Below are 24,398 nucleotides of genomic sequence, written 5' to 3' on the forward strand. Positions count from 1 at the left end.
ATCCGTCGAGCGGTCGATACAAGCAATCCGTGATATTTTGATGGCAGGATCAGGCAATCAGCGGTGCGGCAATCGCCTTCAGGGCGGCCTGGGCGTCGCGGGGTGCGAGCCGGACCTGCAATCCGCGCTGACCGCCATTGATATAGACCTCAGCCTCGGAAAGCGCTGCTTCCTCGATCGCCGTCGGCACCGCCTTCTTCTGCCCGAACGGGCTGATGCCGCCGACATGGTAGCCGGTCAGCCGCTCGGCATCGGCCGGTTTCATCATCGCCGCCGACTTGCCGCCAAAGGCGCTAGCGAGCTTCTTCATGCTCACCTCCCGGTCCGACGGCACGACACAGCAGACCGGCTTGCCGTCGACCTCGGCCATAAGCGTCTTTAAGACCCGGCGCGGATCCTCGCCCAGCGCTTCGGCCGCCTGCAGACCCACCCGCTCGGCATTCGGGTCATAGTCGTAGGCATGAACGCTGAAGGGGACACCAGCCTTTGAAAGGGCCAGCGTCGCGCGCGTGGTCTTCGACATGGGGTCCGCTCCGGTGCTACAGCGTCGCTTCGTAGAGATCCGGCTTGAACCCGATCAGCAGATTGCCGTCGGCTTCAAGTACCGGCCGCTTGATCATCGAGGGCTGCGCGAGCATCAGCGCGATCGCCTTCTCCTCATCGAGCCCCTGCTTGTCGGCGTCGTCGAGCTTGCGAAACGTCGTGCCGGCGCGGTTGAGCACGGTTTCCCAGCCGGCTTGCCTGCACCAGCGCTCGAGGTGCTCGCGGTCGATGCCTTCTGCCTTGTAGTCGTGGAAATGATAGGCGATGCCCTGGCCATCGAGCCAGGTCCGCGCCTTCTTCATCGTGTCGCAGTTCTTGATGCCGTAAATCGTGACCGTCATGCCATGCCCCTGGACCGCTCTCGGCGATCCCGGCGGGCGACCGCCCGGAATCGCGTAACCTCAGAAAGTGGCTGGAGTGATAGCGCCCTGTCGCGCCCGAGGGAAGACCGCGAGACGTCTCAGGTCACGCCGGCATAGCGCCCCGGCCTGTGGTTGATCGCGAGCGTCATGTTGACGACGGCGGCGCCGATGACGGAGAGCGCGAGGTTTGCCGGCGGCAGCACGAAGAAGGCGACGGCAAGGATCGCCAGGTCAACACCAAGCTGGAAGTAGCCGGCGCGGATCCCGAATTTCTCCTGCAGGTAGATCGAAAGGATGTTGATGCCGCCGAGCGCGGTGCGGTGGCGAAACAGGATGAGCAGGCCGGTGCCCATCAGCCCGCCGCCGACAATGGCGGCGTAGATCGGATCGAGCCGGGCAAATTCGACCCAGCCGGCCGTCAGCCGCGAAAACAATGCGACGAGGCTGACGGCAAGGAAGGTGCGCAAGGCGAACATCCAGCCGAGCCGCTTCACGGCGAGCACGTAGAAGGGCAGGTTGACGAGCGAGAACACCAGCCAGAATTCGGCTCCGGTCGCATATTGCAGAAGCAGCGCCAGGCCCGACGTGCTGCCGGTCAAGAGCATCGCCTTGCTGTAGATGACGACGCCGAGCGACATGATCAGCGTGCCCGTGAGGATCGCCAGCGCATCCTCATAGAGGCGATGGCGTTCGGTCGGGATATCGGACGCGGTCATGCTTTGCTCGGCCATCGTTGTCTCAGAGGTTCTTGAACTTGGCGATGACGCCGTTGACTTCCGCCGTCTTCAGGCCGGCGATGTTGATGCGGCCGGAACCGGGCATGTAGATGCCATGTTCGTTGCGCAGCCTGAGCACGTCGGCCTCGGCAAGCGGCAGCAACGAGAACATGCCTTCCTGTCCCGCAACCGCGCCGAGCGCCTGCCAGCGGTCACGAAGACCTTCAGAAAGCGCCGTGCGGATGTTGGCGATCCGCAGCCGCATGGTCTCGAGTTCCTGCCTCCAGTCGCTCTGAAGCTCGGGGTCGGCAAGGATCGTGCGCACGATGGCTGCGCCATGATCCGGCGGCATCGAGTAGCTGGTGCGGGCAAGTCCAGCGAGATTGGAGCGGACCTTGTCGGCCGTGGCGGACGCGCTGGTGACGGCAAAGATGGCGCCGGCCCGTTCGCGGTAGAGGCCGAACGACTTGGAGCAGGAGACCGCGACGAGTGCTTCCGGCACGACGCCGATCAGGTGGCGCAGTCCGGCGACGTCCTCGTCGAGGCCGCGGCCAAAGCCCTGGTAGGCGAGATCGACGAGCGGCAGCAGGCCGCGCTCGGCGATGACAGTGGCAAGCTCCATCCACTGTGCCTGGGTAATGACGCCGCCGGTCGGGTTGTGGCAGCCGGCATGCAAGAGGACAGCGTCACCGGAGGACGCTCCCTGCAGCGCCGTCATCATCGTGTCGAAGAGCACGGTTTGCGTCGGCACGTCGAAGAACGGGTAGCCTGCCGGCTCGAGCCCGGCCGCCTTGAAAATGCTCGCGTGGTTCGGCCAGCTCGGCAGCCCGATCCAGATGCGCTTTCCGCCCATCTCGCGGATGAGGTCGGCAGCGAGCCGCAGAGCCCCGGAGCCGCCCGGTGTCTGCACCCCGGCGACATGGTTGCGATCGACGGTATCGCCGCCGACCAGTGTCCAGAGGTGGTCGACGAAGACAAGATCGCCCTCGGGGCCAACATAGGCCTTGCTGTCCTGGGTCTCGAGCAAGCGTGTCTCGGCCACCTTCACGGCGCGAAAGATCGGCGTGGCGCCGGTTTCGTCGCGATAGACGCCGACACCGAGGTCGACCTTTCCGGGACGCTCGTCCTTGCGGTAGAGCCCGATCAGGGCGAGCAACGGATCATCGGGTTGGCGGGTCAGAGCGTCGAACATGCCGGAAAGTCCCCCTTGAGTGGCAGCGATGCGAGTGCGGTCGAGAAGCGTTGCCGGCTGCCGTTCCTTTGGCCGTCCAGCGGCTTCCTTCTTAAGTCAGGGTTGGCGCAAAATCGACGGTATTTTTGCCACCGGGACAACAATAGCCGCGTGCTATTTGCGCGAACTTCTGCAATTCATTTGCTGATTTGCGCGACGGAGGGTCGGGATGGTCGAGAAGATGGTTATGGAGCTGGATCAGGTCGACCGGCGGATCATTCGTCTCCTGGTCGAGGATGCGTCGCTCAGCAACAACGCGCTTGCGGCAAGGGTGGGGCTCTCCCCCGCGCCGCTGTCGCGCCGCCTTGCCAGACTGTACGCGGCCGGTGTCATCCGCCAGACGGTGGCCGTCGATCCGAAGGCGGCCGGCATCGGCTTCCAGGCCTTCGTGGAGGTGACGCTGGAGCGCACCGCCAGCAAGGTCGGGCAGCGCTTCATCGAACTCGTGTCGCGCATGCCCGAGGTGGTGGAATGCCACACTGTCGCCGGCGATTTCGACTTTCTCTTGAAGATCGCGGTGCGCGACGTGGCCGACTACAAGCGGCTGCTCTGGAGCGAGTTCGAGCAGGTCGCCGAGATCAAGACGCTGCGCTCGACCATTCTGCTCGACAGTCCGAAGATGACGGCCGCCACGCTTGCGTGACGGCCTGTCTGTGGTGTCAGGAGCCGGCCGCGCCCTTGCAGGCGCCGCCTCTCAGGCTTCGAGCGGGCCCGGTTTGCGCACGGCGCTTGTGGCTTGAGCGCAGGCGATCTTCATCAGGTCCGAACGCCGGCGTGCGAGCCGCGTCGAGACGCGGGTGACGATCAGCCCGTCCTGCGGCGCGCGGACCTCGACCGCGCCACCCGTCTGGCCCGGACGCGCGAGAATGGTCGCGAGCAGGTCGCCCTTCTTCACCCTCTCGCCGATGTCGCGGTGAAACAGGATCGCGCCGGCCTCCGGTGCGCGGATCATCTCGATGTTGTCGAGCGGCGCGACGACGCCGGTAAACGGGGCCAGTACGCGATCGTCGCCTGCGACAACGCCGCGGGCAACGAGGAAGCGGAACACGCCCTCGGCATCCTTGCGGGCAAGATCGGGATAGACGTCGCGTGTGCCGCGAAGTTCGACCGTCACCGACAGGCGGCCGGGAAGCCGGGTCTTCTTCTGTCCCGTTTCATATTTCCACGCATAGGCGACCGCCTCCTCGAAGGCCGAGCTTTCGCCGTCCGAGAGAAACACCGCTTCCATGTCGAGTGCGGCGGCGAGATCGCCCGCTTCCGGCCAGAAGGCGTCGTCGATATAGGCGTATTGCAGCGCCTCGTCGTCGCAATGCAGATCGAGCATCAGGTCGGCGCCGAGCGCCATATGCAGCAGCTGCCGCTTCAGCCGGTCGGTCGCAGAGAAACGATCGAGATCCTCGATGAGGCTGTCGCGGTTGGTCAGCGAAGTCAGCGGAAAATCACGATTGAAGTTGGTGCGCGATCCGAGGTCGAACCGGCCTTGCAGTTCGCCGAAATGCGACTGCGCCGTGCCGATCGGGTTTGCCTGTGGCACGACCACGATGTCACCGAGGATGGCGCCGCTCTTGTCCGCCTGTTGCAGCTCTTCGATGAGGAAATGGGCGAGCGCCGTGCCCGGCAGTTCGTTCGCATGCAGCGCCGCCTGGATATAGGTCTTCGGCGCTGCGGCGTTTTTCCCCTTGAAGCGGAAGACCGGCAGGCGCCACTCGATGCCGGCCGTATCGCCGGCGATGATGATTTCGGAAATGTCCATGGGCTCCTCCCGTATCGACGTGTTGGTGGCGCTTATCGGCATTCCTTCAGTCCACTGCAAGTCGCTAAGAACTGGGTATTGCGGCGATGGCGCTCTCGCTTTGATTTCTGCCCCATGCCTATTGTTGTCGGCACCGCCCATGCATGCAGGAGACGGCAGAATGATCCTGATCGGCCAATATGATTCTCCATTCGTCCGCCGGGTCGGCATCGCGCTGACGCTCTACGGCATGGCGTTCGAACATCGTCCCTGGTCCGCTTTCGGCAACGCAGACGCGCTTCGTGCCTACAATCCGTTGACGCGCGTCCCGATCCTGGTGCTGGACGACGGGCTGGCGCTCGCCGACAGCCACATCATCCTCGACTATCTCGACAGTCTCGTTACCGACGACGAGGTGATGTTCCCCCGGGTCGAGCCGGCGCGCCACCGTGCGCTCTGGATCGCCACGCTTGCGACAGGCCTCGGCGACAAGGCGGTCAGCCTGTTTTAAGAGACGCGCCTGCATGGCGCGGTGTCGACGCTTTGGGTCGACCGCTGCCGTCGCCAGATCGAGGAGACACTCGCCGTGCTCGAAGCGAGCCGCGCGGAAAGCCGGTCCGGATACTGGTTCTCGGAACGCATCGGTCACGCGGATATCGCCGTTGCCGCCGTGCTGCGCTTCCTTAAGGATGTGCATCCGGATCTGGTGGCGATCGCAGATCATCCGCATCTGAGCGCGCATGCCGCAAAGCTGGAAGCGCTTCCGGTGTTCCAGACGATCAGCCAGGCCTTCATTCCGCCGGCCTGAGGTTGCTCACCCATCATGGGCGAGGGCGGCGGACAGTTCACCAAGGCGTGATGGCTTTGGGGCGCTGGCGCGCGGGCAATGTCCATCATCCGGTCACAAACGCGGCAGATTCTTCTGGCGAGGCTGGCGTTCAAGGGCCTCTTGGGCGTTTGTTGCCTCTGGCAAAGGGGAATTTCCATGAAAATCACCCGTATTGCAGCAATCGCAGTTCTTTCGTTCTCCCCCTTCATTTTCACTTCCGGCGCCCACGCTCTGACGATGAGCGAGTGCAGCGCGAAGTACAAGTCGGCCCAGGCCGCCGGTTCCTTGAATGGCATGAAGTGGAATGACTTCCGCAAGGCGCAATGTGGAACCGACGCGGCGGCAGCCAAGCCGGCCGCGATGACCAACGAGGAGCCGACCGCCAGCAACACGGAAAACGCGCCGGAGCCCGCGACGACGACGGCCAAGGCGCCAAAGGGCGTCGTCTTCCCGAAGAAGGTCGATGCCAAGTATTCCAGTGAAACCGCGGGCAAGGCGCGCATGCACACCTGCCTTGACCAGTACAACGCCGACAAGGCGAACAACAGCCTGGGCGGCCTGACCTGGATCAAGAAGGGCGGCGGCTTTTACAGCATCTGCAATTCGCAGCTGAAGCACACCTGAACCGAGGGCTGACCATCGACGCGCAAGCCCGCGCACCTTACACGGCGCGCGGGCGTTTTCTCGGGAGCCTACGCCCGGTGTCAGGCGCTTCGATCACTCAGCATCGAGAAAGTTGCGGATCGCTTGCACCGTCGCTTCCGGCTGCTCTTCCATCAGCCAATGGCCGGATGCCGGAATGACCAGTTCCGTCACGGTGTCGGCGGCCGCCCGGGCAACGACGGCCATGGTGGGCCCGAAGGATTTTTCGCCACCGACGGCGAGAACCGGCATCTTGAGCTTGCCCTTGTTCAAGAGAGCCTGGTCGTCGAGCGCGTCCTGGTCGAAGGCTGCGAACTGGGCGAACCCGGCGCGCATGGCTCCAGGTTGGGCATAGAGCTTGGCATAGTGCGCGCGCGACGCTTCATCCCATTTCGTTGGATCGGCGGAGAATTCGTTCCAGAAGCGATCGAGGTAGATGCGCTCGCGGCCAGCCACCAGCCGCTCCATGTCGGGCCCGCCAAAACGGAAGTGCCAGAGCAGCGGGTTCTTGAGGATTTCCTCCCAAGGGCCGATGCCGGGCAGGGGCGCGTCCATGAGCACCAGCCTTGTCGTCCGTGACGGGAATTGCGCGGCGAACGAGTAGCCGACCATATTGCCGATGTCGTGCGCGACAACGTCTGCCTCGTCCACCTTCAAGGCCTCGAGTACGCCAGCGATATCCCTGGCTTCGTTCTTCTTGTCATAGCCGGCTGCAGGTTTTTCCGAGTGCCCCATGCCTCTGAGATCCGGCACGATGACACGGTGGTCACGCACGAGTTCTGCGGCGAGCGGCGCCCACATGTCGCCGGTCTCGCCATAGCCGTGCAGCAGTACGACGGCGGGGCCGGAGCCGCCGACGCGGACGTGAAGGCTCGTGCCGTTGGTGGCGATCTCCTGCGTCTTGAAGGCTGCCGGATAGGGCTGAACGTCGGCCAGTGCGGGGGCGGCAAAGGCCATGATTGCGCCGGCCATGAGGGAACGAAGCATCTGTCTCTCCTGTTTGCGAGTTGCCAAGTGGCGTTTCGATGGGCAGAAGATGACATCAGCCAGGTGTTCGAACTAGTAGCCGGAAAGCGGAGTTATTGTTCGCCTTTGCCGAACGATGGTGTCTGTCTTTAAGGCCGGCGAGACCTTCGACGGCCGCCGACGGCGCTGCATCGGCGGCATCGTCTCGAATTTCGTGAGGGCAGGGTCGAGATGGTCCCAGTGATGGCCGCGCACCGCATAGGTCGCCGCATCAGGCTTGTAGCGGCTCGGATCGTCAAGGCTCGCGGCGCGCACGCTGAAGAATTCGGGCATGGCCGAAAATGTCATGTAGACAGGCGAGCCGCAGGTCGGGCAGAAGCCGCGCGTCTTCACGTGGCCGCTGTCGGCGACCATGTCCCAATGGGCGGCCTCGCCCTGAAGCTTCACCCCGTCGCGACGGAAGGTCATATGCGAACCGTGGCCGGTTCCGCTCTCGTGCTGGCAGTCCCGGCACTGGCAGTCGTTGGAAAACACCGGCTCGCCGGCGATCTCGTAGCGGATGGCGCCGCAGGCGCATCCGCCGATATAGGTCTTGCTCATGTCGTCGCTCCTGTCCTGGGCACGGCAAAGCTTCGGGCGCAGCGAGGGGGGCGGCGCGGCCTTTGCCTGTTAAGGGGGGAAGGAAACCCGATCGCCGTGACGATCGGGCCGGGCCTCGTCTCTCAACGCTGTTCGTCGGTGATCGAGCCGAGGCGCGACAGGACCTTGGGCCAGCCATTGCTCATGTTTGCATAGGCGCTGTCGTTTTTCGGCACGACAAACCCGGAATGCACAAGGCGAAGGCGGGTGCCGTTGCCGACCTTCGTCAGCGTCCAGGTGACGACCGTGTCGAGGCGGGAGCCGTAGCCGACATTGCCCTCGTCGCCGCCTTTCCAGGAGTAGACGAAGCGCTCATGCGGGCGCACGTCCAGCACCTGGCACCGGATCGTTCCGTCCCAGGCACCGGCCGGCGTCGTCTGGAAGGTGAAATGCGTGCCTTCGACCGCTTGAAAGCCTGTCGGCGGCATGATCCATCGCCCCATCAGCTCGCCGTTGGTGAGTGTCTTCCAGATCGTCTCGGGTGCGTGCGGAAAGACCTCGTCGATGACGATGTCCTGCGTCTCCAGTTTCAGGGCTGCTGCGTCGGTCATGGATCGATCTCCTTGAGAAGGGTGCGCAGGTTGGCGAAGCGGTCGCGCCAGAAGCTGCCGTAATGGCTCATCCAGTCGACGAGCGGCGCCAGCCCTTCGGGTTCGGCGCGGTAATAGACGTTGCGCCCCTCCGGCCGCTCAGTGACGAGGCCCGCCTGCTTCAGCGACTTGAGGTGCTGGGATATCGCCCCTTGCGTCACGCCGCTGCCGCGGGTCAGCTCGACGACGGTGATCTCGTCGGCATTGGCGATGCGCTCGAACACGGCCCTTCGCGTCGGATCGGCAAGGGCACGCATGACGGCGGTGACGGGGGCGGTTTCGATCATCATGAAAAACAAATAGCATTTACTAATTGATTAGTCAATACTATTGAAAAGCGAAAAGGCGAACCGTCCGGTCCGCCCTTTCTCAAGTTGCGCCTACCGCGCATCGCGTGGAATGAATTCAGTTCATTCGCCTGCCTGGGCCGCCTGTTCGATAATTGCCGCAACGACGTCGGGCTTCGAGACGTAGACGGCGTGGCTGCCTGACGTTTCGACGACAGTCGAGCCGGCGCGTTTTGCCATCAGCCGCTGCGCAGCCGGCGGGATCATCCGGTCGTCGGCAGCGACCAGATAGAAGCTCGGCTTTTCCTTCCAGGCCGGTGCGGTCACAGTGCCTGCAGCCGCCTCGACACCCCACGGAACCTGCGAGTCGGCCATGAATGCGGCAAGTTCGGGGTCGACGTCGGCGGCGAAGGCGGCGGCGAACTTTGCCTTGTCGAGCGAAAGGAAACCATCGACCGGCGGCAGGATCGGCGGAACCGGTGCGCCCGCCGGAGGGTTGGCGATGAGGGTGGAAACCGACTCGCCCTTATCCGGCGCGAAGGCGGCGATATAGACGACGGACTTCACCTTCTCGTCGGTGCCGGCTTCGGAGACGACCACGCCGCCATAGGAATGACCGACGAGCACGACCGGGCCGTCCTGTGCGGCGATCGCGCGCTTGGTGACGGCCACGTCGCCGGCAAGCGTAAGCGTCGGGTTCTGGACGATCGTGACGTTGTAACCGTCCTTCTTCAGGATGTTGTAGACGCCCTGCCAGCCCGAACCGTCGGCAAAGGCGCCGTGCACGAGCACGACATTCTTGGCGGCGGGGGCGGCCTGGGCTGGCGTGAGTGCGCTTGCGGAGAGTGCGAAAGCGGCGGCGGTGATGAGGGTCTTGATCATTTTCGGGTCTCCTTGGGTTGAGGTGGTTTCCGCGAAAATCGTTATCGCGATAAGTATCGTATGCGCCTACCCGATTTTGTTGTAAAGATACTTTTTATCGCGATATTGATTTTCGCAGCGCGAAGCGAGAAAGCTCAAGGAGACGGCGATGTCCGATGCACCCACCCTGCCGCTGGACAGCCAGCTCTGTTTCTCGATCTATTCGGCGTCGATCGCCATCAACCGCCTCTACAAGCCGATGCTTGATGCCCTTGGCGTGACCTACACCCAGTATCTCGTGCTCAGCACGCTCTGGGAAAAGGACGGATTGACGATCTCGGCGATCGCAGATCGTCTGAACCTGGAGCCGAGCACGATCACGCCGGCCGTCAAGCGACTTGAGGCCGCCGGTTTTCTCAGCCGGCTTCGCAGCACGGTCGACGAGCGACTGGTCGAAGTTCACCTGAGTGCGATAGGACGCGACCTGCGCGTAAAGACCGGTTGCCTGACCGATTCCCTCCTCGAACACTCCGGCTTTACCGTAGCCGAGATGATCGATCTGAACGAGAAGGTCCGCAAACTGCGCGACGGGATGCACGGCGCGGTGAAGTAGCGGCGCGTGCATCTCCACTGCATCAGGGACGGAGGACCGGCGGTCCGCGGCCTACACATGCGCCGCGAGTGTGTTCATCACGGTCGCAGCCGTGAGATCCAGGCTGCGAGCAGAATGGCGACGGCCGCAATGCCTGCGGCCACGTAGCCGATGCTTCCCAATCCCCACTGGTTAATCACCAGGCCGCCGATGATCGCGCCAAAGCCTGTACCCGCATTGGCGGCGGACACGTTCAAGGTTCCGGCCAGCGCTTGAGCGTGTGACGCGGACTTCATCACCCGCACCTGGCAGATGGGAAAGAGCGCGGTATAGGCGATGCCCCACACCGAAAGCGCCAGTCCCAGCAAGACGAAGGAACCCGCCAGCGCCGCGCTGGCCGCCATGCCGGCCCCCAGCAGCAGCGAGAATGCGGCGGTGGCAGCGAGTGGGCTGCGATCGACAAAACGTCCGCCCAACCAGTTGCCAATGAGGCCAACGGCACCGAAGCCCATGAGCCACCACCCCACATGCGCCGGGGCCACGCCGGCTATCCGTTCCAGCATGTCGGCCAGATAGGTGTAAGCGGTGAACATGGCGGTGAACACCACCACCGACAGCACGACGTTGCCGACGAAACGAGGGTCTTTCAGGATGCGGGCCTGTTCCGCAAGGCGCAGCCGTCTGGGCAGCGCCACAGTTGGCATGAACACCGCCAGGGCCAAAGCCATCACAAGCGACAGACCTGCGAGGATCCAGAACGTGCCGCGCCAGCCGACGGCATCAGATGCGAGCGTGCCCAGCGGAATGCCGAAGAGCAGGGCGGCGGAGATGCCGAGATAGACCTGCGAAACGGCGCGGCCGGCGCGCCTTGGTCCCACAATTTGGCCGGCCGTCTCACTCGCCGTGCCCCAGAACACCGGCAGCACCAGCGCCGGAATGAAACGGGCGAGCGCGAGAATCCCGATATTCGGCGCGATCGCGGCCAGGGCGTTGGACACGGAGAAGATCAGAAGAATGGCGATGAACAGGCGCTTGCGTTCGAGGTGCGACAGCAGCGCTGTCAGCAAGGGCCCGAACAACATGACCGTGAAGGCGAACAGGGTGACGAGTTGACCGGCGGCCGAAATCGAAATCTCGAGATCACGGGCCAGTGCTGGCAGCAGCCCGACGATCAGATATTCGGTGGTAACGATGACGAAGGCCGCTACCGCGAGGATGGCAATGGCGAGGCTGTCGCGGCTGGCCGGAGCCGCGTCGCTTGGTGTTGCAAGGGATGACATCGGAAGTTCCTGTGCGAATTCGATGTCATCAATCTATTCAAGAATTTCATTCTCATCTCGGATATGTTTTCATTCAATTCATGAATTGAGATCCGCAATAGGTGAGGAAAACATGATGTCAGCGGAGCGCCTCAAAGGCATCGAGACCTTTGTGGCAACGGCTGCCGCAGGCAGCTTCACGGCAGCGGCAGCACGCCTGCACTTGACCAGTTCCGCAGTCAGCAAGAGCGTGGCGCGCCTTGAGGATCGGCTGGGTAACCGGTTGTTCGAGCGCACGACTCGCCGCCTTGCGCTGACCGACGCGGGCGTGGCGTTCTATAGCACGTGCCTGCGTGTCCTGGCCGATCTGGAAGAAGCCGAGGCGGTGCTCGCCGCGCAACGCAGGGAGCCGGTGGGGCGCCTGAGGCTCGATGTGCCGACGACGTTTGGCCGTCTGCGCGTCTGGCCGCTGTTGCTTCGGTTCGCGCAGCAGCACCGGCAATTGCGTCCGCATGTCACCTTCACCGATCGCTTCGTCGATCTGCTTGAGGAGGGCGTCGACGTGGCGGTGCGCATCGGCGGCCCGGATCACTGGCCCGCCTCCGTGGGGCACCGCTCCCTGGGCCGCGAACGCTTGATATTCTGCGCCTCGCCCGACTACCTGGCCAAGCGCGGCACGCCTCTGTCGCTGGCCGAACTCGCGCGGCACGATGCCCTGCTCTACGGCAAGGCCGATGGCATGCCCAGCCCCTGGTTGATTGCGCATGCCCCCGGTGCGGTCGAGCGTCGGACAATGGAGGGCCGCATGACAATTGGCAATGCCGAGGCTCTGGTCGCCGCGGTCAAGGCTGGATGCGGCGTCGCACAACTGGCGACTTGGCTGGTCAGCGGCGAGATAGAACGTGGCGAACTGGTGCCGATTCTGCCGGAACTGACGACGGAGGGTCTGCCGCTCAATCTGATCTGGCCCGTCGGCAGACAGTTGCTGCCCAAGGTGGACGCCATGCTGGAACTGCTTGCCGAGTTGCAGATCTAACTCTTTGATACCACGCAATTCAGGACGGAAAACCGTTCCACACTTTTCCTGGAATTGCTCTAAAGCATGGTGCGCAAAAGCGCGCAGCTGCTTTACGATAACGACGCGCTTTAAAAACCTGAAGCGCGCGTCGTCACCTTGCAGATGCGCTTTCCGCGCATCTCGTTCCTGGCGTGCGGCCGGGCCAGGCAGTACAGGGTTCAGAACAAGAAAAGCCCGCAGTTACGCGGGCTTTTCTCGGTTTTCCTGCCACTCGGCGAGACGAGGGCTTATTCCCACTCGATCGTTCCCGGCGGCTTCGAGGTGACGTCGTAGACGACACGGTTGATGCCGCGGACCTCGTTGATGATGCGCGTTGCCGCGCGTCCGAGGAACTCCATGTCGTAGTGGTAGAAGTCGGCGGTCATGCCGTCGACCGAGGTGACGGCGCGAAGGGCGCAGACGAATTCGTAGGTGCGGCCGTCGCCCATGACGCCGACGGTCTGCACCGGAAGCAGCACGGCAAAGGCCTGCCAGATGGCGTCGTAGAGACCGGCCTTGCGGATTTCGTCGAGATAGATCGCGTCGGCTTCGCGGAGAATCTCGAGCTTCTCGCGGCTGATGCCGCCCGGGCAGCGGATGGCAAGGCCGGGACCCGGGAAGGGGTGCCGGCCGATGAAGCTGTCGGGCAGGCCGAGCTCGCGGCCGAGCACGCGGACCTCGTCCTTGAACAGTTCGCGCAGCGGCTCGACGAGCTGCATGTTCATGCGCTCGGGAAGGCCGCCGACATTGTGGTGCGACTTGATCGTCACCGACGGACCGCCGGTGAAGGAAACGCTTTCGATGACATCGGGGTAAAGCGTGCCCTGGGCGAGGAAATCCGCGCCGCCGAGCTTCTTGGCCTCTTCCTCGAACACTTCGATGAAGAGGCGGCCGATGATCTTGCGCTTGGTTTCCGGATCGCTCTGGCCTTCCAGTTCGCCGATGAAGCGGTCGGAGGCGTCGACGTGCAGGAGGTGCAGGTTGTAGTGTTCCTCGAACATGGCGACGACGTTCTTCGCCTCGTCCTTGCGCATCAGGCCGTGGTCGACGAGGATGCAGGTGAGCTGATCGCCGACCGCCTCATGGATGAGGAGTGCCGCAACTGAGCTGTCGACGCCGCCCGAGAGCGCGCAGATGACCTTCTTGTCGCCGACCTGCTTGCGGATCGCGTCCACCGCCTTGGCGCGGTAGGCCGACATCGACCAATCGCCGTTGATGCCGGCGATCTTGTGCACGAAGTTGGAGATCAGCTTGGCGCCGTCGGGCGTGTGCACCACTTCCGGGTGGAACTGCACGGCGTAATACTTGCGCTTCTCGTCGGCGATGAAGGCGAACGGCGCGTTGGCCGAGGTCGCGACGACCTCAAAGCCCTCGGGGATCGCGGTGACGCGGTCGCCGTGCGACATCCAGACCTGGTGGCGCGAGCCGACCGACCAGAGGCCTTCAAACAGCGGGCAGTCCTTTTCAACTTCGAGGAACGCGCGGCCGAATTCGCGGTGGTGGCCGCTCTCGACCTTGCCGCCGAGCTGGGCGCAGATGGTCTGCTGGCCGTAGCAGATGCCGAAGACCGGAAGGCCGCTATCGAAGATCACCTGCGGGGCGCGCGGCGAGCCGATGTCGAGCGTCGAGGCCGGGCTGCCGGACAGGATCACGGCCTTCGGCTTCAGCCGCTGAAAACCTTCTTCCGCCGACTGGAACGGCACGATTTCGCAGTAAACACCGGATTCCCGGACGCGGCGGGCGATGAGCTGCGTCACCTGGCTGCCGAAGTCGACGATGAGGACGGTATCGGGATGGGCTGTCTGGGTCATTGGAAGCCTTCAAACAAGCTTGATCATGGCGAGCCTTTAATGAAAGGCCGCCAGCAGCGCAACAAATCAATTGCACCCCGACAATTCCGGGGTTTCAGAGCGAGATGAGGAAAAGTGTGTGGGGTTTCCACCCGCATCCCGCTCAGACTGACGATCGCGTTTAGAGCGGGATCGCGCCGCTTGAGATCGCATTCTCCAACCGATCGACCACAGCTGCAAGCTTCTCGTCGATGACGTGAAGATACTCCGTCCAGTCGCTCACATGCTTCAGCTCGGCCTTGCCGTCGGAGATGCCGCGCAGCGCAATCAGCGGCACGGCGAAGGACTGGCAGGCACGCAGGACCGCGAAGGTCTCCATTTCCACCATGTCGGCATCGATCGTCTCGTAGGCAGCGCCCGAGACGATGTTGGCGCCGGTCGAAAGCCGCGCTTCGGGCACGCCGGGGATTCTGAACGGCAACGGCACCACCGCCGGCAGGTCGAGAAACGGCGTTCTCCCCTTCTCGAAACCAAGCGGCGAGGCATCCATGTCGCGATAGCCGACGGAGACAGCCTGATAGACCTCCGTCTGTTCAAGATTGGCGGCGCCGGCCGAACCGAGCGAAACGACAAGATCGGGCAAGGCCCGCTCTGCGGCTCGTTCGGCAAGCGTGCGCGTCAGCACGACGGCTGCTTCGACCGGGCCGACGCCGGTCATCAGCGGCTTGATGCGGGCTTTGAGGTGCGGTCCGTACTCGGCATCGACGGCCATGACGTAGAGAACCTTGCGTCCGGCAACGTCCTTGATGGCAAAACTCATCCTTCGATCCCTTCGCGTCCGCGCACCACCATCATCGTTCCCGTCATCGAGGCGATCAGCTTCGCCGGACCGTCGGCGCGGATCGCATAGCCGCGCCCGTCCGAGACGATGATCGTCGATCCGGGCTTGGTCACCTCGCCGCGAAACAGGAAGCGCTCGCCGCGCCCCGGCGAAAGCAGGTTGACCTTGAATTCGATCGTCAGGATCGAGGCATCGGGGTCGATCACCGAATAGGCGGCATAGGTACCGGCGGAATCGAGCGCCGCCGAAATGACGCCCGCATGCAGGAACCCGTGCTGTTGCGTCAGCTTGTCGTCGAAGGGCAGTTCGATCTCGACGGTGCCCTGTTCGACGAGTGTCAGCTCGGCGCCGATCGTGCGCATTGCCGCCTGTCGCGCAAAGCTGTCGCGGATGCGCTTTCGAAAGTCGGGTGGGTCGCGGTCGTCCATCAATTGGAAAGGCCCTGGTTGGCGGCGTCATAGCCTGGAGGTCGCGGGACAGTGGCACGGTCGCCAGGGGACGACAAGTTCAATTCATGAGGAAAATCGAGCCGTTGAGCAGGGTCGCGAAGGCTACCCAGGCGAGGTAGGGCAGGAACAGCAGCGCTGACAGGCGATCCCGCTGCCAGCTCGCCACAACGAAACCGGCGACGGCGATCACGAGCGCGATGATGACGATCAGCGCCGACGAAATGTCCTGCATGCCGAAGAAAAGCGGCGACCAGAGGAAGTTGAGGATCATCTGCGCGAACCACAATCGCATCGCCGCGGTGTGGCGATGGTCGAGAAAGATCCGGGCGCCGGCAAGGCCGATCATCACGTAGAGGATCGACCAGACCGGGGCGAAAATCCAGTTGGGCGGATTGAACGCCGGTTTTGTCAGCGACTGGTACCATTCGCCGGGGATGTTGTTGATGCCGATGAGGAGGCCGATGCCAAGAACGGCGGCGATGAAGACTGCATGGACGACGGTTCTGTTCATGGCTGCCACAGATAGGACAGAGTTTCAGGCTTTCCAGCTGTGCACGCTGTTTCGAAGCCGCCATGCGGCACCTATATCAGGGGCCATGAAGACCATCCGACGCATCGACATCCGGCCGGCCGGCCCTGATGACATCATGATGATCGCCTCCGTTATCGTCGAAACCTGGCGATCGACCTTCCGTGGGCTGATCTCGGACGCCTTCCTCGACGCCATGACCATCGAGGAACAGGCGCTGCGTCATGCCCGGCGCATGCGCGTCGCCGACGTCTTCCACATGGTTGCGGTGGACATGGGCACCAACCGGGTGATCGGTTTCGCCAACTATGGCAAGGCCCGCTCGATGCCGCCGCGTTTCGACCGCGAGCTTTATGCGCTCTACGTGCTTGAAGAGTATCAAGGTGCCGGCATCGGTTCGGCGCTGGTGCGAAGCGCTGCGGCGCATTGCCGGGAACTGGGTGGAAAGTCGCTGTTTGCCTGGGTGCTGTCCAGCAATCCGAACCGGGCATTCTACGAGCATCTCGGTGCTGCCGCCGTCGGCCAGGGGCAGGTGAGCCTCGGCGGCGAAAATCACGAGCAGACGGCCTATCGCTGGAACGACCTGGCAAAGCTCTCGGGCAAGGGCCGTTATTCGGCCTGAAGGTGTCTCAGCCTAAGCCAGGCGCACGATGTGCTGGTCCCAGGCGACGCGGCTCTTTTCCTGCCTGAAGCGCCCGTCATAGGAGGAAATCGCAAAGCCATGCCGGGCGGCGGCCACACCTGCGGCATCGGCCACTCGCTCCTCCTTCAAGACGTCACCTGTGCGCGCGTCGAGGGTTACGGCAACGCCGCCCTTCGGCGACGTCAATCCGACAAGACCTTCGGAGCGGTTGACGGCGATGGCGCCGACATAGTTTGCGAGCGCCTCGGTTGTGCGTTCGGGCAATTGCAGGAACTTGAGGTCCTCACCCCTTGCGAACGTGCCGACGAGTGGCGGCAGGTCGTTGCGCGCGCCTTCGTACTGGCAGGCAAACCAGATCTCGCCCTTGGGACCGATGTCGACATGCCGGGTCGAAAGACGGCTGAGCTCATCGGGCAAACCGTGTTTCTGGACGAGCGCTCCGGTGCTGGTATCGACCAGCGTCAGGCTCGGTTCCATATGGTCGAGGTTGAGTTTGGTGCGGCCGAAATCCGGGTGGGTCTCGATGCCGCCATTGGCAATGACGAGCAGCCGTCCGTCGGCGCTGAGCGTCATGTCGTGCGGCCCGACGCCATAGGTTGGGAATTCGCCGATGCGGGCGAAGCGGTCGGTACCGTCATAGATGCCGATCATGCCGCGGTTGGCGGCAAAGTCGTTCTCCGTGGCGTAAAGCAGCTTGCCGTCGGCCGAGAAGCAGCCATGGCCATAGAAATGCCGGCCTTCGGCTGCGGCGATGACGATGGGATCGGCAGCCCCATCGGACGCAAGGATCATCGCATAGGTGCCGGGACGCCGGGCAAAGGCGACGGCGCGGCGGCTGCTATGAGAATAGGCCATGCCGTGGGCGCGGGCCGGCAGCGCCGTGCGATCGATGATCGCGCCGGCTTCCGTCAGCGTCGCGACGCCATAGTTCCCGTCCGGCGTCATGAAGGCCGAGGCGAACACCGCATCCGCCTTGCCGAGCGCGAAGGCGCGGTCGGGCATAAGGCCCGCCACCCAGGCGGCGCCAGCCATCTTGAGGAAAATGCGTCGGTCGATCAGACCCGTGGTGGCCGCCATGCCATCCTCGCTTGCTTCTGTGGTTTCGCAGCCCCGCCGGACACCGGGGGCTGCGATATCGCTGCATCAGGCTCTAGAGCCAGCCGCGCCGCTTGAAGTAGAAATAGGGCACGATCGCCGAGATCACCATCAGCATCAGTGCCGCAGGATAGCCGAACTCCCACTGCAGCTCCGGCATCACGCCGAAGTTCATGCCGTAGATCGACGCGACCAGCGTCGGCGGCAGGAAGACGACGGCGGCGACCGAGAAGATCTTGATGATCTGGTTCTGCTCCAGATTGATGAGGCCGAGCGTCGCGTCGAGCAGGAAGTTGATCTTGTTCGACAAGAACAGCGCGTGGTCGCCAAGCGAGGTCGCATCCCGCTGGATCAGCTTGATCCGTTGGCGGCTTTCCTTGCCGGCCTTGCGCGGCCCCATGCCCTCAAGAGCGACGTGATAGGCGACGAGCCGGCCGATGCTGACCAGGCTTTCGCGGATGACCGTAAGCAGGTCGCCCTTCTGGCCGATCTGCTCGATCAGCGACTGCAGGTCGCGCGTCTTCTTGGTGGCGCTGGCATTGGTCTTGCGGAACACTTCGCGTGAAATACCGTCGACCTCGCTGCCGGCGCGCTCCAGCGCGTCCGCCGTGCGGTCGATGATCGCTTCAAGCAGCCCGAGCATCACCAGTTCGCCGCTCTCGCAGATCTGGCCGTTGGCCTTCTGGATGCGGTTGGAAAAATTCTGGAACGGCTTCGGATCCGCATGGCGCACCGTGACCAGTGTCGTGCCCTTGAGGATGAAGGTCACCGGCACCTTGACCGGATAATCGCTGTCGAGCTTGGCGGCCGCCGTCATCGTCATGAATTCGGCGCCGGCCTCCTGGTAGAGGCGGTCGGAAAGCTCGATCTCCTGCATCTCGTCGCGGGTCGGGATCTCGATCCCGAGCTGGCCTTCGACGAGCCGCGTTTCCTCGGCCGATGGATTGTAGAGGTCGTACCAGATTGCCGGCGTCGGCAGGGCGATGCCGTCGATCATGTCGACGAGCACGAGGTGGCTGTTCTGGCTTTTGTAGATGCGCAGCATATTGGGCTCCATAGGGCGAGTCATCCGACCGCCTGAAGCCCTGAAAAATCAGGACCGGACGGCCGTGAGCGTGAAGGCTCGACTTCGACTGTCGGGGTTCATTGGGAGTTGGTCCTTGTGGTGAAACGTGCCCGCGAGAGCGGACACGAAAAGCGCTTTGCGCCCAAAAGCCATGATTGTCAACACCCTGCCAGCGCGGTGGTTTTGGTCAGTCGCCGTCGGCAAAGGAGAAGCCGGCGCCAAGACCGATCGCGCCGCCGAAATCCTTGTTCAGCCGGTCGAGCAGGTCGCTGGTGTTGAGCGACAGGAAGGCGAGCTTGGCGCGCTTGTTTTCGTCGGTAAGCGCCTGCTCGATCGGCCCGTCGATGTTGGCGGCCATGCCGATCACAGACTTGAAGACGAAGTCGGCGGAACCCGCCACCGAGCGGCTGTCTTCCGGCAAAAGGCTCTGCATGTCGGCAACGTCGAACAGAGCCTTCAGGCCGCGGATATTGGCGGCGATCGACGCCATGGTGTTGCCCGAGCGCCAGTAGATCGCAAGCTTCGGGTGGCCCTTGTCATCCTTGCCTTCGTAGAAGGGCTTCAGCCGCTGGTCCTTCACCGTCTCGACGCCGTGCACAAGAATACCGAGCAGTTCGGTCGCCGCCTCCCGGTTATCGCGGAAGTCGGGATTGTCAGGGCCGGGGTGTTTCCAGGCGGCCTGGATGCCGTCCGGCTTTTGCCAGGCGGCGAGGAATTCGTTGGCGATATCGTCGAGGTTCTTGGTGATCGCCAGACCGTAGCGGCAACGGAAGTCGCCCTCCTTGCTCAACAGGGATTCAGAGCCGGTGCCGTAGAGCACGTATTCGAGCGCGCCGAGCCCCTGCGCTGCGACGCTCTTGCCCTTGAGCCTGGCGACGTCCGTCGCGCTTTCGTCCTGTTTCGAAAGAACCGCCTGCACCTGCTTGAGGCCCGTGCTCTTGCGGTCCGGGTAGAAGAGAAAACGCTCGAAGCGGTTCTGTTCGAGCGCCGGACCAAGCCTCACGATCTCGATCGCCGACCAGGCGCCGACCAGGTCGGAGAATGCGCTCTGGGCGGTCTCGAGCGCCGGCTCAGACGGTGCTGCGCAGAGTTTGGCCGTTGCCGCGTTCGCGGCCGCCGCCTTCTCCGTCAGATTGCGATAGCCGGGAATGATGAAGTCGTCGACGGCCTTGGCCATGACGGTCGGCACCGCCGCCTCGTTGACGACGCGCGGGGAGAGCGGGCTTCCCTCCTGCGCCGCCGCGGGGACGGCGGACGTCAGGGCCAGTGCTAAAGCGAGCGGAAGTCTACGGTTACGGTGCATCAGAGTGACTCCAGGAAGGCAAGGAGATCGCGGCGATCGCTTGCGGCAAGGGCGGCATAGGCGTCGCGGGCCTTCTGCCCTTCGCCGCCATGCCAGAGGATCGCTTCGGTGAAATTGCGGGCGCGTCCGTCGTGCAGCAGGAAGGTGTGCCCGCTGACGGTCTTCGTCAAGCCGATGCCCCAGAGCGGCGGCGTGCGCCATTCGCTGCCGGAAGCGACGCCCACTTGCTGTCCGTCCGCGAGACCTTCGCCCATGTCGTGCAAAAGGAAATCGGAATAGGGCCAGACCAGCTGGAACGACTGCGCCTTGCCCGCGCTACCGCGGCGGGTGACGAATTTCGGCGTGTGGCAGCTGGTGCAGCCGAGGTCGTAAAAGACCTTCTTGCCACGCAGCGTCTCGGCGAAGCTCGCCTTGCGCCGCGCCGGCACCGCAAGGTTTTCCGAATAGAAGGTGACGAGGTCGAGCACCGGATCGGGCGCCTCGGTCGGCCCGAGACGCGCCTGCACGCCCGTTGCCATCGTCAGGCATTTCGTCTGCGCCGCCGTGCAGTCGCCATGCGGCCGGTCGGCATCGGGCGACGAAATGCCGATATCGGTGGCAAAGGCATCGGCGCTCTGCTGGCGAACCGTCGCATTTTGCGCCTTCCAGCCGAACCTCCCGAGCATCAGCTTGCCGGTTCTCGGGTCGCGCGTCAGCGCCGGACGGCCGCTGATCCCGTCGCCGTTCGCATCGTCAGGATCGGCCAGCGCCAGGATGTCCGCGTCGTGGATCGCTTCGATCAGGCCAAGGCCGATCATCGGCTGCGCCACGCGCGGCGAAAGCGTCGTTTCCGGATCGAGCGGTCCATAGGCGAGATCGGAAACACTGTAGTCGGGTTTGCGCAACGAAGCCGTTTCGCCATCCGGGAAAGTAAAGGGTTCTTCGGTGTAGCTGACCTTCAGATGCCCCTCGGCCGCAAGCCCGGGCACGGCGCTGTCCTGAAGCTGGGCGCCATAGACCGGGTCGCCGAAGTTCACCACCTGGTGCTCAGCGATCATCCGGCGCTCCGCGTCGTCGCGCGGCGGGCGCGCCAGGCGGAAGAACATCGAGGTCGTGTCGGCGGCGCCCTCGGGCGGCCGGCCGCGGCCGTCCTTCAGGTGACAGCTCTGGCAGGCGCGGGCGTTGTAGAGCGGGCCGAGCCCGTCGGAGGCTTGCGTGGAGGAGGGCGAGGAAACCCAGAGCTTGCGAAACAGCGCATTGCCGAGCTTGAAGCCTTCCTCTTCCTGAAAGGTGAGGTTGGCGGAGAACTGCGAAAAACTGTCGGCATTGATGGGCGCGATCGAGGTCGCAGCACCGCCGGACATGGCTTCGAAGGTTTCTGCCTTGGAGAAATCCGTCGTCGGCCGCGTCACAGCTTCGACGCGCTGGCGGTCCTTGCTCGTAAGGTCGGTGCGTCTGGTCGGAAGGTCGTCGCCGGCGGCGGCGGGCAGGGCGGTCGCGAACGCCGGAACAAGTAGAAGCGCGAGGAGGCGAAAGGCGCCAGGTTTCATCAGAGGAGGATCGGGCCGCACCGATTGGGGGCGGCCCGCCTTTTCAGCTTATTGGAAGACAGCGTTAGGATTATCCAGGCTGTCGGAACCTTCAAGCTCGACGGTGCCAAGATCCAGCGACGCAATGACGCGCTGTACGGTCTTGGCCTGGGCGATCAGGCCGTCGATCGCAGCCTGCACGGTGGCATTGCCCTCGGTGTTGCCTTCGCCGATCATCTGGTCGTAGGCCTCGGTCGTTTCCGCCCGCTTGGCCATTGCCTGCATCTTCTCGACCGTGGTTGCGAGGTTGCCGGCCATCTCCTTGTCGAGGGCGGCGTCCTTGGCAGCGACGAGCTCGGAGAGTGACGGGCCGGTCATCTTGGTGCCGTCGACGCGGGTGTATTCGCCGGTATAGGCCGACTGGATGCCGATCGCGTCGTGCAGGTGCGAGTTGTGCGTGTTGTCGGAGAAGCAATCATGCTCCTCTTCCGGATCGTGCAGGAGCAGGCCAAGCTTCATGCGCTCGCCGGCGAGTTCGCCGTAGGAGAGCGAGCCCATGCCGGTGAGGATGGCAACGAGGCCAGCCTTCGGATCGGCTTCGACCGCCTTGGTGGCGGCACCGTCCGGCGTCCAGTTGGCGACCATTTCCTTGAGGTCGGAAACGAGCAGTTCGGTCGCGGCCTTCAGGTATGCCGCGCGGCGGTCGCAATTGCCGCCGGTGCAGGCCTTGGTGTCATAGTCGGTGTAGGGACGGTTGCCGGCACCGGCCTTGGTGCCGTTCAGGTCCTGGCCCCACAGCAGGAATTCGATCGCGTGGTAGCCGGTTGCGACGTTCGCCTCGATGCCGCCGGCTTCCTGCAGCGTGCCCGCCAGGAATTCGGGCGTAATCTTGGAGGCGTCGACGTCCTTGCCGTCGATCTTGATCGTCTTGTTGGCAATGACGTTGGCGGTGAAGAGCGCGTTTTCGTCGCTCTCGGTGCCGTAGCTCGGGTCGACATAGTCGATCAGGCCTTCGTCGAGCGGCCAGGCGTTGACCTTGCCTTCCCACTCGTCAACGATCGCGTTGCCGAAACGGTAGACTTCAGTTTCCTGGTAGGGATTGCGGGCCTTGAGCCAGGCGTTGCGCGCGGCCTTCAGCGTTTCCTCGCTCGGCGTTGCGATCAGCGCGTCGACCGCCTTGTCGAGCGCTTCCGCTGTCGTCAGCGCGTCTTCGAACTTGGCATGGGCGACGGCGGTGTAATGCTTTACCACGGCGGCGGCATCGGTTGCCGCATGGGCCGGCTGCAGGGCCAGCGCCGACGTTGCCGTCATGAGCGCGAGCGCTGCGCCGCGGAAGAAATTCTTGGTCATGACCCTCTCCTGTTGCTTCTTCGGCGTAGCCGAGCGAGCCCGCGGATGCGGCGTCGTTCAGGCGTCGGGCCTCAAGAAGAGGCCCCGCCGGGCCTGCCTCTCATGAACCAAAAGCAAACTGGTGTCAAAGTGTATAGTTTAGAACGTTTTCAATCTGATGCGCGTGTTTTGACCAATGTCAAAACGCGTCAACCCTTGCGTTGCATCAGGCAGAAGAAGAAGCCGTCCGTGCCGGTCGAGGCGGGCGTCAGCGTCACCGTCTTCATGTCCGCCGACCAGGGCTGAGGCTTGTCCGTGCCGAAGAGGCCAGCCCAGATATCCGCCGCCGAGAGAATTTCAAACTCGGGATTGTCCTCGCAGAAACCGTAGACCTGCGCTTCGTTTTCTTCGGGCAGGACCGAGCAGGTGACGTAGATCAGGTGGCCGCCCGGGCGGACGAACTGCGCGGCGCTGGCGAGCGCTTCCTCCTGCTGGGAGATGCGCTCCTCGAGGTTCTTCTGGTTGAGCCGCCATTTCGTGTCCGGGCGACGGCGCCAGGTGCCCGTGCCGGTGCAGGGGGCATCCACCAGCACCCGGTCGAAGCGGCCAGCAAGCGGCGCAAGGCTGTCGGTCGATTCATGCACCTGGACATTGCGGGTGCCGGCACGCTTCAGCCGCTCGATGATCGGCGCAAGGCGCTTGCGGTCGGTGTCGTAGGCGTGGACCTGGCCCTTGTTGTTCATCGCCGCCGACATGGCGAGCGTCTTGCCGCCGCCGCCGGCGCAGTAGTCGAGAACCTGCTCGCCTTCCTGCGGGAAAGCGAGGTCGGCGACGATCTGCGAACCTTCGTCCTGGACCTCGAACCAGCCCTTCTGGAAGGAAAGTTCGGCGGTCACGTTCGGCAGGCGCGAGGCGCCCTCGCCGGCGGGGATGCGGATGCCGTTGCGAGCGATCGTGGCAGGTTCGGCGCCGCTGCGCTCCAGCGCCTTCAGCACCTTGGCGCGCGTCGCCTTCAGGGTGTTGGCCCGCAGGTCGAGTGTCGGACGGCCGGCAAGCGCCTTGGCCTCGTCGAGCCAGTCGTCGGAGAAGTTTTCCTCAAACGAGGCCTGGACCCATTCGGGAATGTCGCCCTGCACGTGGGCCGGCGCGTCCTCGAGGCGGCGCGTGGCGAAGGCTTGCGCCATGTCGGAGGAGGGCATCTCGGGCGCAAACTTGTCGCCGTCGAGTTCGGCAGCCAGCGTTTCCGGCGTGAAGCCCCATTGGCGGTACATCACGGCATGGCCGAGCGCCGTGGCGCTGTCGCTGTCCATCAGATAGGCGTGGGAGAGCTTCATGCGAAGCGCGTCGTAGACGATGTTGCCGATGGCGGATCGATCGCCGGATCCGGCGAAACGGTGAGACAGGCCCCAATCCTTGAGCGCGTCGGCGACCGGGCGCTTCCGCTTTTCGATATCCTCAAGAACCTCAATGGCTCCAGCGAGCCTGCCGCCCAAACGCATCTTCGATCAACTCCTTTTTCGCCGTGGTAACGGCGATGGC

At 63.8% G+C, this 24,398-nt stretch carries 25 protein-coding genes and 2 pseudogenes; 6 read left to right on the plus strand and 21 right to left on the minus strand.

Annotated elements, in window-relative coordinates; genetic code table 11:
• Positions 1 to 49: 49 nt before the first annotated feature.
• From ybaK to VGO12_RS20895, 4 genes are all read right to left on the minus strand, one after another.
• The gene (gene ybaK / locus VGO12_RS20880) at positions 50 to 523 is read right to left on the minus strand and encodes a Cys-tRNA(Pro) deacylase (protein WP_327514669.1); all 474 of its coding nucleotides are present in this window, start codon (positions 521 to 523) and stop codon (positions 50 to 52) included.
• A 16-nt stretch (positions 524 to 539) separates the two neighbouring features.
• Entirely contained in the window at positions 540 to 884 is a 345-nt protein-coding gene (locus VGO12_RS20885; protein ID WP_327514670.1) for an ArsC family reductase, read from the minus strand.
• A gap of 119 nt (positions 885 to 1,003) precedes the next feature.
• A complete protein-coding gene (locus tag VGO12_RS20890; protein ID WP_327514671.1) occupies positions 1,004 to 1,636 on the minus strand; it encodes a YitT family protein in 633 nt (210 codons plus the stop codon).
• A 7-nt stretch (positions 1,637 to 1,643) separates the two neighbouring features.
• The gene (locus tag VGO12_RS20895) at positions 1,644 to 2,813 is read right to left on the minus strand and encodes an amino acid aminotransferase (RefSeq protein WP_327514672.1); all 1,170 of its coding nucleotides are present in this window, start codon (positions 2,811 to 2,813) and stop codon (positions 1,644 to 1,646) included.
• Between the two features lie 208 nt (positions 2,814 to 3,021).
• Here VGO12_RS20895 and VGO12_RS20900 point away from each other — a divergent pair, with 208 nt between their 5' ends.
• Positions 3,022 to 3,495 (plus strand): Lrp/AsnC family transcriptional regulator, encoded by a 474-nt coding sequence (locus VGO12_RS20900; protein WP_327514673.1) that lies wholly within the window; start codon positions 3,022 to 3,024, stop codon positions 3,493 to 3,495.
• A 51-nt stretch (positions 3,496 to 3,546) separates the two neighbouring features.
• On the opposite strand, the gene VGO12_RS20905 is transcribed toward VGO12_RS20900, so the two are convergent.
• Positions 3,547 to 4,605 (minus strand): succinylglutamate desuccinylase/aspartoacylase family protein, encoded by a 1,059-nt coding sequence (locus VGO12_RS20905; protein ID WP_327514675.1) that lies wholly within the window; start codon positions 4,603 to 4,605, stop codon positions 3,547 to 3,549.
• A 160-nt stretch (positions 4,606 to 4,765) separates the two neighbouring features.
• Here VGO12_RS20905 and VGO12_RS20910 point away from each other — a divergent pair.
• Both VGO12_RS20910 and VGO12_RS20915 read left to right on the plus strand, forming a co-directional pair.
• A pseudogene (locus VGO12_RS20910) lies at positions 4,766 to 5,392 on the plus strand (glutathione S-transferase family protein).
• Positions 5,393 to 5,569: 177 nt separating this feature from the next.
• Positions 5,570 to 6,037 (plus strand): hypothetical protein, encoded by a 468-nt coding sequence (locus tag VGO12_RS20915; RefSeq protein ID WP_327514676.1) that lies wholly within the window; start codon positions 5,570 to 5,572, stop codon positions 6,035 to 6,037.
• A 93-nt stretch (positions 6,038 to 6,130) separates the two neighbouring features.
• On the opposite strand, the gene VGO12_RS20920 is transcribed toward VGO12_RS20915, so the two are convergent.
• From VGO12_RS20920 to VGO12_RS20940, 5 genes and pseudogenes are all read right to left on the minus strand, one after another.
• On the minus strand, positions 6,131 to 7,042 hold the full coding sequence (locus VGO12_RS20920; protein ID WP_327514677.1) for an alpha/beta hydrolase: 912 nt from the start codon (positions 7,040 to 7,042) through the stop codon (positions 6,131 to 6,133).
• A gap of 168 nt (positions 7,043 to 7,210) precedes the next feature.
• Positions 7,211 to 7,621 (minus strand): annotated as a pseudogene (locus VGO12_RS20925) (GFA family protein); the annotation flags it as partial.
• Positions 7,622 to 7,743: 122 nt separating this feature from the next.
• Positions 7,744 to 8,211, minus strand: coding sequence for an SRPBCC domain-containing protein (locus VGO12_RS20930; protein WP_327514678.1), 468 nt, complete (start codon positions 8,209 to 8,211; stop codon positions 7,744 to 7,746).
• Complete coding sequence (locus VGO12_RS20935) at positions 8,208 to 8,537, minus strand: metalloregulator ArsR/SmtB family transcription factor (protein ID WP_327514696.1); 330 nt, start codon at positions 8,535 to 8,537, stop codon at positions 8,208 to 8,210. Before VGO12_RS20935 ends, VGO12_RS20930 begins: the two co-directional genes overlap by 4 nt.
• 123 nt (positions 8,538 to 8,660) lie before the next feature.
• On the minus strand, positions 8,661 to 9,419 hold the full coding sequence (locus VGO12_RS20940; RefSeq protein WP_327514679.1) for an alpha/beta hydrolase: 759 nt from the start codon (positions 9,417 to 9,419) through the stop codon (positions 8,661 to 8,663).
• A gap of 148 nt (positions 9,420 to 9,567) precedes the next feature.
• Between VGO12_RS20940 and VGO12_RS20945 the strand changes: the two genes are divergently transcribed.
• A complete protein-coding gene (locus tag VGO12_RS20945; protein ID WP_327514680.1) occupies positions 9,568 to 10,011 on the plus strand; it encodes a MarR family transcriptional regulator in 444 nt (147 codons plus the stop codon).
• Between the two features lie 77 nt (positions 10,012 to 10,088).
• On the opposite strand, the gene VGO12_RS20950 is transcribed toward VGO12_RS20945, so the two are convergent.
• Positions 10,089 to 11,270 carry an MFS transporter gene (locus tag VGO12_RS20950; protein WP_327514681.1) on the minus strand — a complete coding sequence of 394 codons (1,182 nt, stop codon included), beginning with the start codon at positions 11,268 to 11,270 and terminating at the stop codon, positions 10,089 to 10,091.
• A gap of 112 nt (positions 11,271 to 11,382) precedes the next feature.
• Here VGO12_RS20950 and VGO12_RS20955 point away from each other — a divergent pair, with 112 nt between their 5' ends.
• The gene (locus VGO12_RS20955) at positions 11,383 to 12,285 is read left to right on the plus strand and encodes a LysR family transcriptional regulator (protein ID WP_327514682.1); all 903 of its coding nucleotides are present in this window, start codon (positions 11,383 to 11,385) and stop codon (positions 12,283 to 12,285) included.
• Between the two features lie 269 nt (positions 12,286 to 12,554).
• Here VGO12_RS20955 and guaA read toward each other — a convergent pair whose 3' ends face one another.
• The 4 genes from guaA to VGO12_RS20975 all read right to left on the minus strand — a co-directional run bounded on the left by guaA (position 12,555) and on the right by VGO12_RS20975 (position 15,897).
• Positions 12,555 to 14,117, minus strand: a complete 1,563-nt coding sequence (gene guaA / locus VGO12_RS20960; protein WP_327514683.1) for a glutamine-hydrolyzing GMP synthase — start codon at positions 14,115 to 14,117, stop codon at positions 12,555 to 12,557.
• Positions 14,118 to 14,277: 160 nt separating this feature from the next.
• Positions 14,278 to 14,916, minus strand: coding sequence for a 5'-methylthioadenosine/S-adenosylhomocysteine nucleosidase (locus VGO12_RS20965; protein ID WP_327514684.1), 639 nt, complete (start codon positions 14,914 to 14,916; stop codon positions 14,278 to 14,280).
• Positions 14,913 to 15,365, minus strand: a complete 453-nt coding sequence (locus VGO12_RS20970) for a PaaI family thioesterase (protein ID WP_327514685.1) — start codon at positions 15,363 to 15,365, stop codon at positions 14,913 to 14,915. Before VGO12_RS20970 ends, VGO12_RS20965 begins: the two co-directional genes overlap by 4 nt.
• A gap of 79 nt (positions 15,366 to 15,444) precedes the next feature.
• A complete protein-coding gene (locus tag VGO12_RS20975) occupies positions 15,445 to 15,897 on the minus strand; it encodes a TspO/MBR family protein (RefSeq protein ID WP_327514686.1) in 453 nt (150 codons plus the stop codon).
• 85 nt (positions 15,898 to 15,982) lie between these two features.
• On the opposite strand from VGO12_RS20975, the gene VGO12_RS20980 reads away from it, so the two are divergent.
• The gene (locus VGO12_RS20980) at positions 15,983 to 16,537 is read left to right on the plus strand and encodes a GNAT family N-acetyltransferase (protein ID WP_327514687.1); all 555 of its coding nucleotides are present in this window, start codon (positions 15,983 to 15,985) and stop codon (positions 16,535 to 16,537) included.
• A gap of 12 nt (positions 16,538 to 16,549) precedes the next feature.
• Here VGO12_RS20980 and VGO12_RS20985 read toward each other — a convergent pair whose 3' ends face one another.
• From VGO12_RS20985 to VGO12_RS21010, 6 genes are all read right to left on the minus strand, one after another.
• Complete coding sequence (locus VGO12_RS20985; protein WP_327514688.1) at positions 16,550 to 17,635, minus strand: DUF1513 domain-containing protein; 1,086 nt, start codon at positions 17,633 to 17,635, stop codon at positions 16,550 to 16,552.
• Between the two features lie 73 nt (positions 17,636 to 17,708).
• Positions 17,709 to 18,698 (minus strand): magnesium transporter CorA family protein, encoded by a 990-nt coding sequence (locus VGO12_RS20990; protein ID WP_327514689.1) that lies wholly within the window; start codon positions 18,696 to 18,698, stop codon positions 17,709 to 17,711.
• 208 nt (positions 18,699 to 18,906) lie between these two features.
• Positions 18,907 to 20,022 (minus strand): imelysin family protein, encoded by a 1,116-nt coding sequence (locus tag VGO12_RS20995; protein ID WP_327514690.1) that lies wholly within the window; start codon positions 20,020 to 20,022, stop codon positions 18,907 to 18,909.
• Positions 20,022 to 21,551, minus strand: a complete 1,530-nt coding sequence (locus VGO12_RS21000) for a di-heme oxidoredictase family protein (protein WP_327514691.1) — start codon at positions 21,549 to 21,551, stop codon at positions 20,022 to 20,024. The genes VGO12_RS20995 and VGO12_RS21000 overlap by 1 nt, the downstream gene beginning before the upstream one ends.
• A gap of 48 nt (positions 21,552 to 21,599) precedes the next feature.
• Positions 21,600 to 22,880: an imelysin family protein gene (locus VGO12_RS21005; protein WP_327514692.1), complete on the minus strand. Its 1,281-nt coding sequence runs from the start codon at positions 22,878 to 22,880 to the stop codon at positions 21,600 to 21,602.
• 188 nt (positions 22,881 to 23,068) lie between these two features.
• Positions 23,069 to 24,358, minus strand: a complete 1,290-nt coding sequence (locus VGO12_RS21010; RefSeq protein WP_327514693.1) for an RsmB/NOP family class I SAM-dependent RNA methyltransferase — start codon at positions 24,356 to 24,358, stop codon at positions 23,069 to 23,071.
• Between the last annotated feature and the right edge of the window lie 40 nt (positions 24,359 to 24,398).

This window comes from Ensifer sp., from assembly GCF_035999135.1.
Taxonomy (GTDB): Bacteria; Pseudomonadota; Alphaproteobacteria; order Rhizobiales; family Rhizobiaceae; genus Ensifer.

Excerpts from the sequence above, each read along its gene's own strand:
- ybaK (WP_327514669.1), bottom strand. The coding sequence starts at position 523 with ATGTCGAAGACCACGCGCGCGACGCTGGCCCTTTCAAAGGCTGGTGTC.
- VGO12_RS20885 (WP_327514670.1), bottom strand. The coding sequence starts at position 884 with ATGACGGTCACGATTTACGGCATCAAGAACTGCGACACGATGAAGAAG.
- VGO12_RS20890 (WP_327514671.1), bottom strand. The coding sequence starts at position 1,636 with ATGGCCGAGCAAAGCATGACCGCGTCCGATATCCCGACCGAACGCCAT.
- VGO12_RS20895 (WP_327514672.1), bottom strand. The coding sequence starts at position 2,813 with ATGTTCGACGCTCTGACCCGCCAACCCGATGATCCGTTGCTCGCCCTG.
- VGO12_RS20900 (WP_327514673.1), top strand. The coding sequence starts at position 3,022 with ATGGTCGAGAAGATGGTTATGGAGCTGGATCAGGTCGACCGGCGGATC.
- VGO12_RS20905 (WP_327514675.1), bottom strand. The coding sequence starts at position 4,605 with ATGGACATTTCCGAAATCATCATCGCCGGCGATACGGCCGGCATCGAG.
- VGO12_RS20915 (WP_327514676.1), top strand. The coding sequence starts at position 5,570 with ATGAAAATCACCCGTATTGCAGCAATCGCAGTTCTTTCGTTCTCCCCC.
- VGO12_RS20920 (WP_327514677.1), bottom strand. The coding sequence starts at position 7,042 with ATGCTTCGTTCCCTCATGGCCGGCGCAATCATGGCCTTTGCCGCCCCC.
- VGO12_RS20930 (WP_327514678.1), bottom strand. The coding sequence starts at position 8,211 with ATGACCGACGCAGCAGCCCTGAAACTGGAGACGCAGGACATCGTCATC.
- VGO12_RS20935 (WP_327514696.1), bottom strand. The coding sequence starts at position 8,537 with ATGATCGAAACCGCCCCCGTCACCGCCGTCATGCGTGCCCTTGCCGAT.
- VGO12_RS20940 (WP_327514679.1), bottom strand. The coding sequence starts at position 9,419 with ATGATCAAGACCCTCATCACCGCCGCCGCTTTCGCACTCTCCGCAAGC.
- VGO12_RS20945 (WP_327514680.1), top strand. The coding sequence starts at position 9,568 with ATGTCCGATGCACCCACCCTGCCGCTGGACAGCCAGCTCTGTTTCTCG.
- VGO12_RS20950 (WP_327514681.1), bottom strand. The coding sequence starts at position 11,270 with ATGTCATCCCTTGCAACACCAAGCGACGCGGCTCCGGCCAGCCGCGAC.
- VGO12_RS20955 (WP_327514682.1), top strand. The coding sequence starts at position 11,383 with ATGATGTCAGCGGAGCGCCTCAAAGGCATCGAGACCTTTGTGGCAACG.
- guaA (WP_327514683.1), bottom strand. The coding sequence starts at position 14,117 with ATGACCCAGACAGCCCATCCCGATACCGTCCTCATCGTCGACTTCGGC.
- VGO12_RS20965 (WP_327514684.1), bottom strand. The coding sequence starts at position 14,916 with ATGAGTTTTGCCATCAAGGACGTTGCCGGACGCAAGGTTCTCTACGTC.
- VGO12_RS20970 (WP_327514685.1), bottom strand. The coding sequence starts at position 15,365 with ATGGACGACCGCGACCCACCCGACTTTCGAAAGCGCATCCGCGACAGC.
- VGO12_RS20975 (WP_327514686.1), bottom strand. The coding sequence starts at position 15,897 with ATGAACAGAACCGTCGTCCATGCAGTCTTCATCGCCGCCGTTCTTGGC.
- VGO12_RS20980 (WP_327514687.1), top strand. The coding sequence starts at position 15,983 with ATGAAGACCATCCGACGCATCGACATCCGGCCGGCCGGCCCTGATGAC.
- VGO12_RS20985 (WP_327514688.1), bottom strand. The coding sequence starts at position 17,635 with ATGGCGGCCACCACGGGTCTGATCGACCGACGCATTTTCCTCAAGATG.
- VGO12_RS20990 (WP_327514689.1), bottom strand. The coding sequence starts at position 18,698 with ATGCTGCGCATCTACAAAAGCCAGAACAGCCACCTCGTGCTCGTCGAC.
- VGO12_RS20995 (WP_327514690.1), bottom strand. The coding sequence starts at position 20,022 with ATGCACCGTAACCGTAGACTTCCGCTCGCTTTAGCACTGGCCCTGACG.
- VGO12_RS21000 (WP_327514691.1), bottom strand. The coding sequence starts at position 21,551 with ATGAAACCTGGCGCCTTTCGCCTCCTCGCGCTTCTACTTGTTCCGGCG.
- VGO12_RS21005 (WP_327514692.1), bottom strand. The coding sequence starts at position 22,880 with ATGACCAAGAATTTCTTCCGCGGCGCAGCGCTCGCGCTCATGACGGCA.
- VGO12_RS21010 (WP_327514693.1), bottom strand. The coding sequence starts at position 24,358 with ATGCGTTTGGGCGGCAGGCTCGCTGGAGCCATTGAGGTTCTTGAGGAT.